The following is a 14,974-nucleotide window of genomic DNA, read 5'->3' on the forward strand; positions in this document are numbered from 1 at the left end:
ATCAGTGACATTATTATGTATAACGGCGAATACAAAAATACAAAAACAAGCGTCCGCGAACCCGAATCCGGGTTATGCAGGACGCTTGTTTTATGCTGCAGATGAAGCGAAGATAGGCTACTTAGATGTGGCTCAGACGTATGTGTATTATAACTCTAGTCCTGGCTCACAGCCGTACTTAATACGGCATATCCATACGCGGGCAGTTCAATGGAGAGTACGCCATCTTCCTTGGCGGTACGATGGTTTCCGCCGAATAACTCGGTCCATTCCTCGTCACCGGCCTCCAGCTCGACAATAGCCGTCTCTTCTGATCGATTGAACAGAACCAGAATTCGTTCCTCCTTACTTTGCCGCTCCAATACCAGTTGGCTGCCATCGGGACGAGCCTGCAGAAAACGAACGGTGCCTTCTGCACGCAGGGCAGGATGAGCATGACGCAAGGAGATCAGTTTCTGATAAAAGTCGAACAACTCTCGGTCCTGCTTCGCTTCATCCCATTCCATGCATTTACGGCAGCCCGGATCATGTTCACCGTCCATGCCAATCTCGTCTCCGTAATAGATGCATGGCGCACCCATGTAACTGAACTGGAATAACGCAGCCAGCTTCATCTTGCGCTGGTCGCCTTCACACAGCGTGAGCAGCCGCGGGGTATCATGGCTGTCGAGCAAGTTAAACGCCACTTCGCTGGTCTGGAGCGGATAACGGGATAACTGTCGCCCGATGGAGTTTGCGAATTGTTCGGCGTGCATTGTATTTTTCACAAAGAAAGCATTCACGGCATCGGTAAACGGATAGTTCATGGATGCATCGAACTGGTCACCTTGCAGCCAGGAAGAAGACTCGTTCCATACTTCGCCCAGAATGTAGGCATCCGGATTAGCCGCTTTGACTACACGGCGGAAATCACGCCAGAATGCATCGTCCACTTCGTCTGCCACATCCAGCCGCCATCCGTCCGCACCCACTTCCTTGATCCAATACTCGGCAACCTCCAGCAGATAGGCCTTCACCTCGGCATTCTCCGTATTGAGCTTTGGCATATGCGCTTCGAATCCGAAGGTCTCATACGTTGGAATGCCATCCTTCACGTCCAGCGGGTATTCGTGTACATGGAACCAGTCCTTGTATTTGGATTGCTCTCCGTTCTTCTGCACATCCACAAACGGCGCAAATGTCTTCCCGGAATGGTTGAACACAGCATCCAGAAGTACGCGAATTCCACGTGCATGGCACAGCTCGACCAGTCTTTTCACGGTGTCTGCGTCACCAAAGTGCCGGTCTACCCGCAGATAGTCCTCGGTATCGTATTTGTGATTGGTGGTGGCTTCGAAGATGGGTGTGAAGTAGATCGCATTAATGCCAAGATCGCTGATGTAATCCAGATGGTCGATCACGCCCTGAAGGTCACCGCCGAAGAAATTGAAAGGTGTTGGCTCACCGCCCCACGGCTCTACCTTTTCCGGACTAATATCCGGGTTGCCGTTGGCGAATCGTTCGGGAAAAATCTGATAGAACACCGCATCCTTAACCCACGCAGGGGTTGTGAATACAGCTCCGGCATGAATATAAGGGAACTGGAACATACGACCCGGATCGTCCGGTTCTTCTTCCTGGAAGCCCGTCTCGGTCATCCAGATCTGTTCGTCTCCGTTTCTGAGCAGAAAAGAGTATTTCAGTCGGTGGTAGGGAGGTTTCACCTCACCCTCGTAATAATCGAACATGGAGTCAGAGGTGAACTTTGTTAAGGGAACCAGCGCTTTGGTTGCATCCCACGCATATTTATCCCCGGTCAGGGCATGTACCTCGGTCAGATCATTCTTTTTGGCACGCAAACGCAGATGGATTGTATCTTGGTCATAGGCATAGGCCCAGTTTCGTTTCGGTTGATGATAGATGGCTTCCAGCAGCATAATGAATTTCCTCCCGTCAGGTGTGGATATAGTATGTACTTGGTAGACTTGATTAATATGACATTCCCCACGTTAATGAATACGCTATAATTAGAATGTGTGGTAACGTAAAGGACTTCAACATTGTTTCAACAAGACATGAATCCATATGTTATAGACAACTTTTATCATGATGATGCTCAGTATCATTAACCCAATGAGGGCAGAAAGGAAACGAATATTCGGATGAAAACCAAACTGTTATATATTGAAGATGATACGGAAATTGCGACTTGGGTCAGAGCCGATCTGGAGGAGCGCGGTTATGAGGTGGTATGGCTCGGCAGTGGTGAAGGTGCAGCGGAGGCTGCTATCGGTTGCTCACTCATTATTCTGGATGTCATGCTGCCCGGGCTGGATGGATTTACGGTGGGTCAGCGACTGAAAAAAGAGCATCCTGCGGTGCCGATTGTCATGCTCTCGGCCAGAACGTCCATTGACGACAAGTTGCACGGTCTTGATTTTGCCGATGACTATGTGACCAAACCATTTCACCCCGATGAACTGGCTGCCCGTATTGAAGTACAACTGCGGAAGGCGGGAACTGCGGTCTCATCGGATACAGCCCTGAAGCTGGATCATCTCTCCATCTATGAGAAGGACAACCTGATCGTGAATGAGGAGACGGGAAATGAGATTATTTTATCGGGAAAACAGTTCCACATCTTCGCCTACCTGCTACGACATATGGGCATGATTCGAACGAAAGAGCAGATCTATGAAGCCGTCTGGAATGAGCCCTATCTGGATGGGGACAAAACTTTAATGGTACATATTCGACATCTACGCGAAAAGTTGGAGCTTGATCCGGCCAATCCTGTAGTTATTCAGACGGTCCGCGGTGTGGGATATCGTGTGAAGAAGCCATGATCCGCTGGTTCAGCAAACGGAAGATCATGAAGGGAGAACGAAGCATGGATCAAAAGCAATCCGGGGGGCGCAAGCTTCGCTTTGGGCGGTCCTTGATGTCCAGATACATCCTCCTGATCTTGGCGGCTGTATTATTTGTGCCCGTTGTGCTTCCGATCATATCCGTTATATATATTGTTGTAGTGAATAACACGGACACAAATAAGAACCGAGCTGCACCTTACGGTGATGTTACCCGGATCAGTAACCTCTGGTCACGTGAAGCGAGGAACCTGGATGGTGCTTCGGATGAAGAGATCAAGGCCCGGTTGGAGCAATTACATGGCTCGTATCCCAAATCTTCCATGTATCGTGTGAATGTGAGCGGTGAAACCCTCTTTATTCTTGGGGGTGAAGATGTAACACTTCTGAAATCCACGTCGCCGGATGGCAGGACAGACACGACATTGAGATGGTCACTGGATTCCGGGCAAACGGCAGAGACTCATATTCCATCCTTATGGAATGTAAACAATACAGTGCAATTCATGAAAGAAGCTTCCTTTCGCGATCCACTGACCGTAGTTGCATATATTGGCGGAGATGAGCAGGACAAAGGACAGGGATTCATCATCATTGAAGTGCCGCGGTCACTTCTGCAAATGAATCAGAGTAACTGGCCGATGGAACTTTTGTATCTTGGTATCGTAATGACCCTCATCTTTCTGATCTTCATCATTATGTCGATTCTCTTCTTCGCACGGATTCGCAAACGACTTATTCGTTTGCAGACGGCCATGATGACCACAGGCAAGGAAGGCCTCCCGCTTCCGGTAGATATCCGACGGTCAGACGAGATCGGTCAACTGGAGGAATCCTTCAATCAGATGGTTCATCAACTATCCGACAGCCGCCACCGTGAACGCGAGGAAGAACAATTGCGCAAACGTCTCATTGCGGGGCTTTCCCACGATCTGCGTACCCCGTTAACGGTGATTCGTGGACATATGCATGCTTTGCACAAGGAAGAGCTGAGCGAGCAAGGGGACCGTTCACTACATCGCATGGAAGCAAAGATGGAGGACCTCGGCGGGCTCATTGACAACATGTTATCCTACAATTTGCTCACAAGTGGGAAATATACACTGAAGCTGGAAGAGAAAGATATACTGCGGATCGTCAGGGAAACGGCGGCTGCCTGGTACCCGGTCTGGGAGAAAGAACAATTTGAGATTGATATTGACCTGCCAGAGGAACCGCTGATCTGGCAAATGGATGAACAGGGCATGCGCCGTATTCTTGATAATTTGTTCCAAAACGTGATCCGTCATGCCGCCAGCGGGAAATATATTGGTATATCAACTCAGGAGATTCAGGGTGAGACGGCCATCGTTATTCAGGATCGGGGTCCGGGAATGCAACCGAATTCCGACACCAAAGGCACAGGTCTAGGTTTATCCATTGTAGACCTGTTGATTCGTGAGATGGGTCTGCGCAAGCGGGTAGACAGTTCCGATACGGGTGTCCAGACATATATCTACAGTGGTAAGGGAAACAGGGAAACAACAAACCGCTGAAATAGCTTTTTTAAACTAAACTTAAACTAGAGACTACTTTGGCTTTAACCTTGGAAGGTTACGATAGTTCCGAGGTGATCATACAGTGAGTGAAAATATTATTCAAACAGCGAATTTATGGAAAACATACCGGGACCGTGCAGCGGTCCGTGAACTTGATCTGCATATTAAAAAGGGAGATATCTACGGCTTCCTCGGTCCCAACGGTGCCGGCAAAACAACAACGATTCGCATGCTTCTCGGCTTGATTAAACCAACCAAAGGCGTGATCCGTGTCTTCGACAAGGACATCCGCAAGGATCGCATGGATATTTTGCGCCGTGTGGGTTCCTTGGTCGAATACCCATCCTATTACGGACATCTGAACGCAGTAGAGAATCTGGAAACTTTGCGCCGCATCATCAATGTACCCAAATCAAGAATTGCTGAAGTGCTGTCCATTGTAGATCTGACCAAGGATGCCAAACGTTCAGTGAAGGGGTATTCCCTTGGGATGAAGCAACGTCTGGGTATTGCCAGCGCTTTGCTGGGTGAACCGGAGCTGCTGATTCTGGACGAACCAACGAATGGACTTGATCCTGCCGGTATTCAGGAGATTCGGGAACTGATCAAACGCATGCCTCTGGAACATGGCATTACCGTTCTGGTTTCCAGCCACTTGCTGAGTGAAGTCGAACAGATGGCAAGTCGTGTTGGTATAATCCGTGAAGGGAAGATGGTGCTCCAGGATACTATCGCAAGTCTGCATAGTCAGACGGGCAGCTCTATCCGGTTAACGGTTTCCGAGCCGGAAGAGGCTATGAAGCTGGCGAGAGAACAGGGACAATTTGGTCAGCAGCAAGGTTCTGCGTTAACGTTCCCTTATATGGATAACAGTTCAGTGGCACTGCTTGTGCGCCGATTAATTGAGCAGGATCATGATGTGTATCGTGTAGAGGAACAACGTCAGTCGCTGGAAGATCTGTTCATGCGGGTCATTGGCGAGGGGGCTTCCATATGACCGGGCGTGCATTATCGTCAGACTGGCTCAAGATTCGGGGGAAAGGGATCTGGTTTCTTGTTTTTCTGGCCCCTCTTGGATTGACAGCGATGCAGGCGCTTAATTTTGGCTTACGGCTGGACTATCTGAAAGAGCAGTATGCAGATAACCTGTGGGGCGGATTATTGGGCAATGTGGTTGTCTTTGTGCCCTTGTCTCTGATGCTGGGAGCAACCATTCTCAGCTCCATGATCGCTAATGTTGAGCATGAACAGGGATCGTGGAAACAGTTGCTCGCGATGCCCATTCCCAGACCAGCCGTGTATTTAGCCAAGTTCCTGCTTGCTTGTGTGCTGCTGGTGATCTCCTGCCTGCTGCTAACCGCAGGAATTGTGGGTCTGGGTCTGATCCTCGGATTCCATGCCAGCGAAATACCTTGGACACATGCGATCAAGCTGGGGCTATTGCCTTTAGCTGGTGCACTTCCGGTGTTGTCACTGGAGTTGTGGCTCACGATGGTTAACAAGAATCAGGCGCTTCCCGTCACCCTGGGCATCGTTCTCGCGATAACGGGTATGTTCTCACTCAGTATCTCACCGAGCTTTCCGCTCGCATGGGCACAGATGGCCTGGAATGGGCCTAATCCATACCTGTATGCAGGCATGGGGGCAGGTCTGGGGTTATTAATCCTGTTGCTGGGTATGGTGCATTTTAGCCGGAAGGATGTGGCCTGATATGAGCTTTGCGACAACGTACTTCCGAATCTTGTCCGCTGAACGATTGAAAATGAGCAAATCGCCCATATGGCTCCTGATTCTGCTGAGTCCACTCATTGCGCTGCTCATCGGACTGTTGTCCACTCCATCGGGAAATTGGCAGGTATTGATGACTACGATGGTTTTCCTGCACGGATTGTTATTGTTACCGATGCTCACTGGCGTGTTTACGTCCTTTGTCTGCCGTTTCGAACATGCAGGTGGAGGGTGGAAGCAGATGCTAGTTTTGCCGCTCACACGTTCAGGTGTATATGCAGGTAAACTGACGATTGTACTCATGCTTCTGGCGGGTACGCAAGTATTGTTGCTGATGTCCATTCTGCTGGCAGGCATGATTCACGGCATTACGATGCCAGTACCTTGGGGATTCTTGGTAGGCAAACTACTGCTTGGGTTGCTGGCCTGTGTACCCTTGGCTGCCCTGCAGATGTTCGTTTCATTGGTGTGGAGCAGCTTTGCCGCACCGCTCGCACTGAATTTTGCACTGACCATACCGAATATTCTCATTGTAAACTCGGCGACATATGGGCCGTATTATCCATGGGCACAACCGATGATTCTGATGACACCCGTGGACGGCGGAGGTTTCGGAGCCTACAACGTGCCACTGATGACGATGCTGGCGGTTGTTGGAGGCAGTGCTGTTATTTTTATTGGAATCGGCATGATGTATTTTGCGAAAAAAGAAATCTGAATAATTCGTTACACACTTGGTTATCGTAGATCAAAATCCTCTTAAAGCAAAACATGCAAACTCCATTGTATGTAGGCTTCAGGAGGATTTTTTCTAATGTCTGACCCACCCATCATGAATGGTCAACTCGCTAACGAATCTGAGGAGTCTTAATCAAGGATTTGAAGTGATCTCAGAAATCTAAGGAACCTGAGACATGTTATATCCAATGAAACAACTGATTGCAGCGTTTATGACAGGAGATTATGGGGATTAACGTGTCTGATGTTCTTTAAAATTTACAAAGGGCGCATGGACGCCAAATAAGATGTCCTGAGTTCTTTAGAAAATCGTTTAGTCACAGCTGACTTGAAATTGAACTTCAAGCTTGTTAGAGGCTTACTTGATCCTTATAAATTGTCTGCCTTTGAAGACACCTCCTGAGTAATATCAAAATTCCAAGTATTACCTCACACATCATGTGAATTGAATCATAGATTGTAAGCAAAATGAGACGAGAATCTGGTAAAATAAAAAAAACTGTTTCTAGGTTGGCTTACATGGTTATTCGAGGGTAGGCCTATTTCTAAGGAACTAAAAAGATTCCTGTTGTTAGATGTAGATATCGGCTGAGAAAAGAGGGGTAAGCCTTGGATGTTAATAAAACGGAAACCCTGAAGCGCATTATTTCTGAGGGAAGTTCTTACCAATCACTGTTTTTTAACCATCCGGATGCCATTTATGTAATGGATATCCGTGGAAACTATATTGATGCTAATCCCTCGGTAGAGCGGATATCAGGGTATACACTGGATGACTTGATTCGTATGAATCAGAGTGAGATCTGTCCTCCGGACAGTGAAAATTCACGCAAAGAATATATTAAAGAGGTACTGGCTGGACGTTCAGTCAGTAATCCCATTACTTTTTATCATAAAGATGGTTCCCTGAAACAGGCAGAGATAACGTATGTGCCTATCACAGAGAGTGATGAAGTTGTCGGCATATACGGCATTGCCAAAGATGTTACCGATATCCTAAAAGTGCAACGTGAGCTTAAGGAGGCACAGGAGAAATATCAGGTGCTGGCTGACCACGCACAAGATCTGATTACAACTTGTGCTAAGGATGGCGAGTTGTTATACGTCTCCCCTTCCGTGTACACCTTACTGGGTTATAAGCCGGAGGAAGTCATAGGAAAGTCCTTCAAGGATTATTGTTATCCGGGAGATTATCCGGACCCTATGGATCTCTCCAAGATCGGCAATGGCTGCAAGATGCGTGTGTTGCACAAGAAGGGACATTATATCTGGATGGAGACATTGGCGAAACCTGTGGCTGGAGAGCGTGGCAAGAGTGTCCAGATTGTCAGCATCAGCAGGGATATTACTCAGCATAAGGATGCAGACAGACGTCTTCGGGAAAGCCGTCAGCGATACAGATCGCTGTTCGAACATAATCCGGCGGCGGTGTATTCATTGAATCTGGATGGCAAATATAGTGCGGTGAACAGCAAGCTGGTCCAAATGCTGGATGTTCCGCGCAATAAGCTTATTGGCAAATCGTTTTTGTCCAATCTGGATAAATGTGAAGTTCAACACGGTCAAACGAACTTTGACAAGGTTAAGCAAGGCGATCCGCAATATTATGAGACCCGAATCGTCAATTCAAGTGGTCGGAAGATCGAAGTATCTGTTACGAATGTGCCCATTATTGTGGATAAGGAAATGGTAGGTGTCTATGGGATCGTGTCCGATATTACCGAGCGCAAGGAATATACGGAACGGATTCAGGAGCTTAGCAAGCAACATGAGTTGATTCTCAACACGGTTACGGAAGGAATATATGGTTTGGATGCGGATGGCATCACCATGTTTATGAATCCTGCAGCAGCTTCGATGTTCGGTTATGAGGCGAAAGAATTCATTGGCAAAAACTCACATCCTATTATCCATCACACCCGTGCAGACGGAAGTCATTTCCCAAAAGAAGAGTGCCCGATTCACATGACTGTGTTGGATGGACAGAGACGTTCAATCAAAGAAGATGTATTCTGGCGTAAAGATGGCAGCAGCTTTCTGGTGCAATATCAGGTGACGCCAATTATTGAACAGGGACAGATTCAGGGCGCGGTGGTTGTGTTCAATGATGTGACTGGCGAACGTGAAATTGTACGTGCTAAAGAAACAGCTGAGCTGGCAGCTCAGGCCAAGTCAGAATTTCTGTCGATGGTTAGCCATGAGATCCGTACACCGATGAACGGGATCGTGGGGATGACAGAATTGTTGATCGGTACCGATTTATCGGAAGAACAGCGTGAATATGCCGAGATTATTCGAGACAGCGGTGATGCTCTGCTGAACATCCTTAATGATATTCTGGACTTCAGTAAGCTGGAGTCCGGGAAAATGGCACTGGCTTATGAACCATTTGCATTACGCAAGATGCTGGAACAGGTTGCCGAACTGTTTAAACCGCGTGCAGATGAGAAACATCTGGAAATCAGGTATCGTCTCAATCCAAGCATCCCTGAATTCATGGTCGGTGACGCCTTACGTATACGGCAGATTCTGGTGAACTTGGTTGGTAATGCACTTAAGTTCACGGATCAGGGAAGCATTGATGTTACCGTGGATATTATTAAGGGCAGAAAGCCTGAAGACAGCGTTCTTGATTTTGCGGTGCAAGACACGGGAATTGGCATCCCGGCTGACAAGCTGGATCAGTTGTTTCAGTCCTTCTCTCAACTACATCCGGTCATTAACCGGAAGTATGGTGGTACTGGACTGGGACTGGTCATCTCCAAGCGACTCGTAGAGATCATGGGAGGCAGTATCAGTGTCGAGAGTATAGAAGCGGAAGGCTCAACCTTCCGGTTTGCTGTTCCTGCGGCGAGTGTAGATGCTTCAGCTGAACAGACAGCAAGTCAGTTCCATCATGATCGTACACGTCAGAGTGATAAGGTCGCCATGCGTATTCTGGTGGCGGAGGATCACCCGGTAAACCGGAAAATTTTGCGAGAATATCTGGAGAAGCTCGGATATCAGGCAGATGTGTGTACTAATGGTGTGGAGGCAATTGATGCCATCTCTCAGAATGCTTATGATATTGTCCTGATGGATATTCATATGCCTGTGATGGATGGATTAAAGGCAACAGACCTGTTACACCGCTTAATTCCACAAGATCGCATACCTCCAATCATCGCAGTTACAGGTAATGCCAAACGTGAAGATAAGGAAGCTTGTCTGGAGATTGGTATGCGTGATTTTATTAGCAAACCGGTTATGCTGAGTGAGTTGAAGCGGGTGTTACAGCAATGGGGGCCAAGGGACGAACCTCAACTTGCACCGAATTGAACAACTACTCGATTGTGAAAATAATAAACGCAAACATGCCAATAAGACTCCTCGCATGGAGTGTTATTGGCATGTTTGCGTGGACAGGCTTTTGAAGTTGAGCAGAAAGCATATGAAGTGATCTGTATACGAATGAGTTATGCCAATGTCAGGCGATTAATGTTACCAGATAATATTTCACAGGAGTTGTTGAATTTCTCACGTTCCGTTGCATCCAGATTCAATTCGATAATCTCTTGAATACCATTGCCACCGATGATTGCAGGAACACCGACGCAAACGTTGTGTTGCTCATACTCTCCGTCCAGAATAGCCGATACGGCGATGATCTTGTGTTCGTCATTGAGGATGGAACGAGTGATGTGCGCGAGGGCATTGCCGATTCCGAATTGGGTAGAACCTTTACGGGTAAAGATCTCCCAGCCGGCATCCTTTGTTTTGCGTGCAATATCGTCCAGATCCAGATGTTTGAAGCGTTCCTTGTGCTGATCCATGATGTGCATAATCGGTTTGCCACCGATGGTCACATGCGACCAGGCCACGAACTGGGATTCTCCATGCTCCCCGAGAGCATAACCGTGCACACTGCGTGGGTCGATGGAGAAGACTTCAGACAGCAGCGTTTTGAGCCTTGAAGAGTCAATAGACGTCCCTGTGCCGATGACATGCTCCCTCGGAAGACCAGATAATTTCCATACCATATAAGTTACTATGTCAACCGGATTGGCAGCGACGACAAAAATCCCGTTAAATCCACTGTTCATGATCGGGACCACGATGTCTTTGGTAATCGATTCCGCTTCCCCCAGAATATCCAGCCTTGTCTGTCCTGGCTTGGGATTCGCCCCGGCAGTTAAGACAATAACATCCATATTGCCACAATCGGCGTACGTGCCTGCATATACCTTGGTGCGGTTATGTGTGAAGTCCATACAATGGGAAAAATCCAATGCCTGTGCTACAGCACGGTCATACGTCCGGTCCACCATCATAATTTCCCTGCATATCGATTGATTAATCATGGAATACGCACAACTCGAACCGACAAGACCCGCCCCAATCACCGCTACTTTGCCTGATTTGCCTAACACTGCCGTTCAGCCCCCATTTAGATTGATATTTAACCCGTTACTCATGCGTCCTATGTTAAGTATAGTCCTTTATTTTATGCTGAAATGTACTTCTACGTTACATAAGATAACACATGAAAAAGCTGTACAGCAATGATATCCGCTATCGCGGGAGCGTATTGGAGTAAAGGAGTTAACAAAATTGACATGAATAATTCATGATCATATGATTTGACGGCGTTTGCACCTGTGTCATTCGACATGACAGCATTCATGCTTGTTGTCGGATTGGGGGTTATTTGTGCGGATCATATACCTGACAAAACTTCTTAGGAATCCGCAGAAACAGAACAAAACCGCCAAAGGGATCTGCTGAGAAGCTGACGAATACATACGAACAAGCAAGAGATAAGCATACTTGATCCATGAGACAGGTTGCCCCGATCCGATGACGGTTCCAAAAAGGAACGCTGAAGCCATAATGTTTTTATTCAAGAATCCATTTCATAACTCACTAAAGGTATTATGAAATGGATTCCCAAAAGACTTCATTCCGGGAGGGAATTAATGATGATTGAAGAAGCAGGAGCAACGACGGAAACGGCCAAGAGCCTGGGCATAGGTGCCAGTACTCTTCGTAAATATGCGGCGGCACTGGAAGAACAGGGATACCGGTTCGAACGGTCCGCCAACAAATCCAGACTATTCAAGTCCGACGACATCGAGTGCATTGAACGCCTGATGACTGAACTCAGGGAGCATAATCTCCCCCTGGCTGATGCTGTGGTGACTGTATTGGCTCCAGAAGTACCTGTAGCTGCAGTAGAAGTAGATGTACCGGTGGTGGGAATTGAAGGTCTGTCAGAGACGGAATGTGCAGCGACAGTCATGTCATCCGTATTCCCTGAAGAACCTGAAATAATGGGTAATCTGAGATCCTATGAAGGTCTGGGCCAACTGGTAAGTGAGGTGACTTATGGTGCTGTAGAACAACAGCAGGATGATCGGGTACAGCTGCTGCAACAGCGGGTCGATGAACTGGAGCTGACCCTTCAGCATCTGGCTGATACACATATGGCGCTCCAGGAACAGATGGAGAAACAGCGCCTGTGGATGAATGAGAAGCTGGAGGAAGAGCGGGATCGTGAACTCGTGACCAATCTGCGCAGTTTCCAGGGAAGAAAACGCAAACCCAAAGGAATATCCCTGCGTATGTTGTTCGGGTTCCTGCCCAAGAAGCATAAGGAAGCTTGAGCAACAGGCATTTACCCATCGTGATTTTACAGTATTGGCCTGATATAATAAGCTCCATACAACATGAAGACTGGCAACCGACTGCTCAGTATAGATAAAGACTGAGTGGATTAGGAAGCTGGCGTGGGAGGATCTGTGGAGCTGCGACGAAGTTGGCAAAGAGTGCTCGGATTATGGATGGATCGTCCTCGGCGGGAAGGCATGACCATTGCTGAGCGTTATACAATACAGGAATTACTGGGTATGGGGAGCTATGGGCTGACATACCTGTGTACAGATGATCAGAACGGCAGGGAAGTGGCGTTGAAGGAATCCAAGCCTAGCAAGGGCAGACTCTCTGCGCACCTGTTGGAGCGGGAGGCGGACGTGATGAGACGTCTTCATCATCCGGCGATCCCTGAACTGTTGGATGTGTTCACATCCGGGAGACGAAGTTATATCGTCACCGAGTATATTCGTGGACAGACGCTGGAAGATTGCATATTTGAGCAAGGTCTTCGATATACGGAGCGGGAATGTCTGGAATTGGCAGGTCAACTGCTGGCTCCGGTGGCTCATGTGCATGAGCAGGGATATATTCATGGAGATGTGCGGATTCCCAATGTTATTTTACGTGAAGGGACGGTGCATCTGATTGACTTTGGCCTGGCAAGACGCTTGGGGGAGCCGTTGTTGCCGGAGCTGAAGCGACGTATGCGTGAAGTCCCTGAGCCTGAAGATGAACGGGCTACACCGGATCATGATTTGCAGGATATCGGCCACTTTCTTCTCTTTCTGCTGTATTCGGCTTATGAGCCAGATAAGGGCCGTGAACCCGCCAGCTGGCAGGAGGAACTGAAGCTTACGCCGGAATTGCACCAGATGCTGGAGCGACTCCTTGGACTCCGTCCAGGTTATGAGGGTGGGGCGACAGAGTTACAGGCAGAGATTGAGAATGTGTTGCTGAGATTACAATGAAATAAGCTCTGTAGGCGGACCTATACTAGTTATCCGTGACCTCTTCGTATGATACCTGTAGGGGTCTTTTTCCTTTTTGCTATATAGAAACAATAAAGGGGTGTTCTGCTGGCCGTAAGTACGGCTGGCGAACAACCCTTTATTACATTTTCATTTATTGTAGCGTCTAATAAGCTGGTGTGATCATTGCTCTTTAAAAGCAGTCGTGTTAGCAGCTTAGTTGGAGCTGTATTTTCTGCTTTTGTAATACCCGGAGCCACTGCGGCTGTCCCGGTATTTCACATCTGAAGAAGAATAGCGCTTGTAGGAACGCTTGCCTGAGGAACTGCTGTGACGTTTATATGAGCGCCTGTCCGAGGAGCTGTAACGTTTGCGGTGAGATGAAGATTTGGAATCGATAAGTTTGCCGATAATCTTTTTGAACATGAGCTTTCACCCTTTCGACTTCAACTGTTTTAAGCATATACGTGGCTAGATCAGAAGGGGTTTCGATTTTTTCATGGATAATTGTATTCATTGGACAGGAGCTTGGCGTATAATAGGATGTTGCTGATTGCACGGAATTTTTTATTTTGAGTGTTTAGCGTTACAATAGAGGACAGGATAAGATTTTAACGGACAGGAGTAGTTATTATGATTACATTGAAGACCAAAGAACAGATTGAATATATGAAAAAAGCCGGAGAAATTCTCGCCGCATGCCATAGAGAAATTGCAAAGATGATTCGTCCAGGCATTACGACACAGGAGATCGACCAGTTTGCAGAAGCTTTTATGAAGAAAAATGGCGCTACGCCGGAACAAAAGGGATATAACGGATACCAATATGCGACATGTGCGTCGATTAATGATGTGATCTGTCACGGGTTTCCGGGAAAATATGCACTGAAAGACGGCGATATCGTTACAATCGACATGGTGGTTAATCTAAATGGCTGGCTGGCGGATTCGGCTTGGTCATATGCCGTAGGTGAAGTGACTCCGGAAGCACAACATCTGCTGGATGTAACCAAAAACTCTCTGTACAAAGGCATTGAACTTGCCGTGGTGGGCAACCGGATCGGAGATATCTCCAATGCGATTCAAGTGTATGCAGAAGGTGAAGGCCTATCGGTTGTGCGTGAGTTTATCGGACACGGCATTGGTGAGAAGATGCATGAGGAACCACAAGTCCCTCACTACGGTCCGCCTCATCGGGGTCCGCGTCTCAAGGAAGGCATGGTTATTACGATCGAACCGATGCTGAATATTGGTACGTTCCGAAGTAAGCTGGATTCAGATGGATGGACTGCTCGTACTTTGGATGGAAGTCTGTCTGCCCAGTATGAACATACGATTGCGATTACGGCGGATGGTCCAGTGATTTTGACAGCACAATAATAGCCAAAAGCAGCTACAATGTGACGATATTTGCATATTTCAAGGCGGCCCACGTTTGTGATCCGCCTGTTTCGGTTTAAACTATTAAGAAGTGATAACACAGAGCCAGTGGTAAGTGATCTCAGCTGACAAGGGTTAACCTTGT

General features: G+C 47.7%; 12 protein-coding genes. 9 read left to right on the plus strand and 3 right to left on the minus strand.

The window, feature by feature from the left end; all coding sequences use genetic code 11:
• Positions 1-155 precede the first annotated feature (155 nt).
• Positions 156-1,916, minus strand: a complete 1,761-nt coding sequence (locus AC4E8D_RS02570) for an alpha-glycosidase (RefSeq protein WP_221823750.1) — start codon at positions 1,914-1,916, stop codon at positions 156-158.
• 225 nt (positions 1,917-2,141) lie between these two features.
• On the opposite strand from AC4E8D_RS02570, the gene AC4E8D_RS02575 reads away from it, so the two are divergent.
• The 6 genes from AC4E8D_RS02575 (at position 2,142) to AC4E8D_RS02600 (ending at position 10,168) form a co-directional block, all read left to right on the plus strand.
• Positions 2,142-2,825 carry a response regulator transcription factor gene (locus tag AC4E8D_RS02575; protein ID WP_490205813.1) on the plus strand — a complete coding sequence of 228 codons (684 nt, stop codon included), beginning with the start codon at positions 2,142-2,144 and terminating at the stop codon, positions 2,823-2,825.
• A gap of 44 nt (positions 2,826-2,869) precedes the next feature.
• Positions 2,870-4,381, plus strand: a complete 1,512-nt coding sequence (locus tag AC4E8D_RS02580) for a HAMP domain-containing sensor histidine kinase (RefSeq protein ID WP_449004329.1) — start codon at positions 2,870-2,872, stop codon at positions 4,379-4,381.
• A gap of 85 nt (positions 4,382-4,466) precedes the next feature.
• Positions 4,467-5,381, plus strand: a complete 915-nt coding sequence (locus AC4E8D_RS02585; RefSeq protein ID WP_036672188.1) for an ABC transporter ATP-binding protein — start codon at positions 4,467-4,469, stop codon at positions 5,379-5,381.
• Positions 5,378-6,094: an ABC transporter permease gene (locus tag AC4E8D_RS02590; protein WP_047840344.1), complete on the plus strand. Its 717-nt coding sequence runs from the start codon at positions 5,378-5,380 to the stop codon at positions 6,092-6,094. The genes AC4E8D_RS02585 and AC4E8D_RS02590 overlap by 4 nt, the downstream gene beginning before the upstream one ends.
• A gap of 1 nt (position 6,095) precedes the next feature.
• Entirely contained in the window at positions 6,096-6,830 is a 735-nt protein-coding gene (locus AC4E8D_RS02595) for an ABC transporter permease (RefSeq protein WP_339181512.1), read from the plus strand.
• Positions 6,831-7,459: 629 nt separating this feature from the next.
• Complete coding sequence (locus AC4E8D_RS02600; protein WP_449004330.1) at positions 7,460-10,168, plus strand: PAS domain-containing hybrid sensor histidine kinase/response regulator; 2,709 nt, start codon at positions 7,460-7,462, stop codon at positions 10,166-10,168.
• A 137-nt stretch (positions 10,169-10,305) separates the two neighbouring features.
• Here the strand turns inward: AC4E8D_RS02600 and AC4E8D_RS02605 are convergent, their stop codons facing one another.
• Positions 10,306-11,259: an L-lactate dehydrogenase gene (locus AC4E8D_RS02605; RefSeq protein ID WP_449004331.1), complete on the minus strand. Its 954-nt coding sequence runs from the start codon at positions 11,257-11,259 to the stop codon at positions 10,306-10,308.
• Positions 11,260-11,805: 546 nt separating this feature from the next.
• Between AC4E8D_RS02605 and AC4E8D_RS02610 the strand changes: the two genes are divergently transcribed.
• Both AC4E8D_RS02610 and AC4E8D_RS02615 read left to right on the plus strand, forming a co-directional pair.
• Complete coding sequence (locus AC4E8D_RS02610) at positions 11,806-12,492, plus strand: MerR family transcriptional regulator (protein ID WP_449004332.1); 687 nt, start codon at positions 11,806-11,808, stop codon at positions 12,490-12,492.
• A gap of 135 nt (positions 12,493-12,627) precedes the next feature.
• Positions 12,628-13,449, plus strand: a complete 822-nt coding sequence (locus AC4E8D_RS02615) for a serine/threonine protein kinase (RefSeq protein WP_449004333.1) — start codon at positions 12,628-12,630, stop codon at positions 13,447-13,449.
• A 216-nt stretch (positions 13,450-13,665) separates the two neighbouring features.
• On the opposite strand, the gene AC4E8D_RS02620 is transcribed toward AC4E8D_RS02615, so the two are convergent.
• The gene (locus AC4E8D_RS02620) at positions 13,666-13,875 is read right to left on the minus strand and encodes a hypothetical protein (protein WP_449004334.1); all 210 of its coding nucleotides are present in this window, start codon (positions 13,873-13,875) and stop codon (positions 13,666-13,668) included.
• A 207-nt stretch (positions 13,876-14,082) separates the two neighbouring features.
• Here AC4E8D_RS02620 and map point away from each other — a divergent pair, with 207 nt between their 5' ends.
• The gene (gene map / locus AC4E8D_RS02625) at positions 14,083-14,829 is read left to right on the plus strand and encodes a type I methionyl aminopeptidase (RefSeq protein ID WP_449004335.1); all 747 of its coding nucleotides are present in this window, start codon (positions 14,083-14,085) and stop codon (positions 14,827-14,829) included.
• Positions 14,830-14,974 lie beyond the last annotated feature (145 nt).

The sequence above is a fragment of the Paenibacillus sp. SRL342 genome (genome assembly GCF_984798905.1).

What these genes read in the sequence shown, in the direction of transcription:
- AC4E8D_RS02570 (WP_221823750.1), bottom strand. Translation starts at nt 1,916, where the DNA reads ATGCTGCTGGAAGCCATCTATCATCAACCGAAACGAAACTGGGCCTAT.
- AC4E8D_RS02575 (WP_490205813.1), top strand. Translation starts at nt 2,142, where the DNA reads ATGAAAACCAAACTGTTATATATTGAAGATGATACGGAAATTGCGACT.
- AC4E8D_RS02580 (WP_449004329.1), top strand. Translation starts at nt 2,870, where the DNA reads ATGGATCAAAAGCAATCCGGGGGGCGCAAGCTTCGCTTTGGGCGGTCC.
- AC4E8D_RS02590 (WP_047840344.1), top strand. Translation starts at nt 5,378, where the DNA reads ATGACCGGGCGTGCATTATCGTCAGACTGGCTCAAGATTCGGGGGAAA.
- AC4E8D_RS02595 (WP_339181512.1), top strand. Translation starts at nt 6,096, where the DNA reads ATGAGCTTTGCGACAACGTACTTCCGAATCTTGTCCGCTGAACGATTG.
- AC4E8D_RS02610 (WP_449004332.1), top strand. Translation starts at nt 11,806, where the DNA reads ATGATGATTGAAGAAGCAGGAGCAACGACGGAAACGGCCAAGAGCCTG.
- AC4E8D_RS02620 (WP_449004334.1), bottom strand. Translation starts at nt 13,875, where the DNA reads ATGTTCAAAAAGATTATCGGCAAACTTATCGATTCCAAATCTTCATCT.
- map (WP_449004335.1), top strand. Translation starts at nt 14,083, where the DNA reads ATGATTACATTGAAGACCAAAGAACAGATTGAATATATGAAAAAAGCC.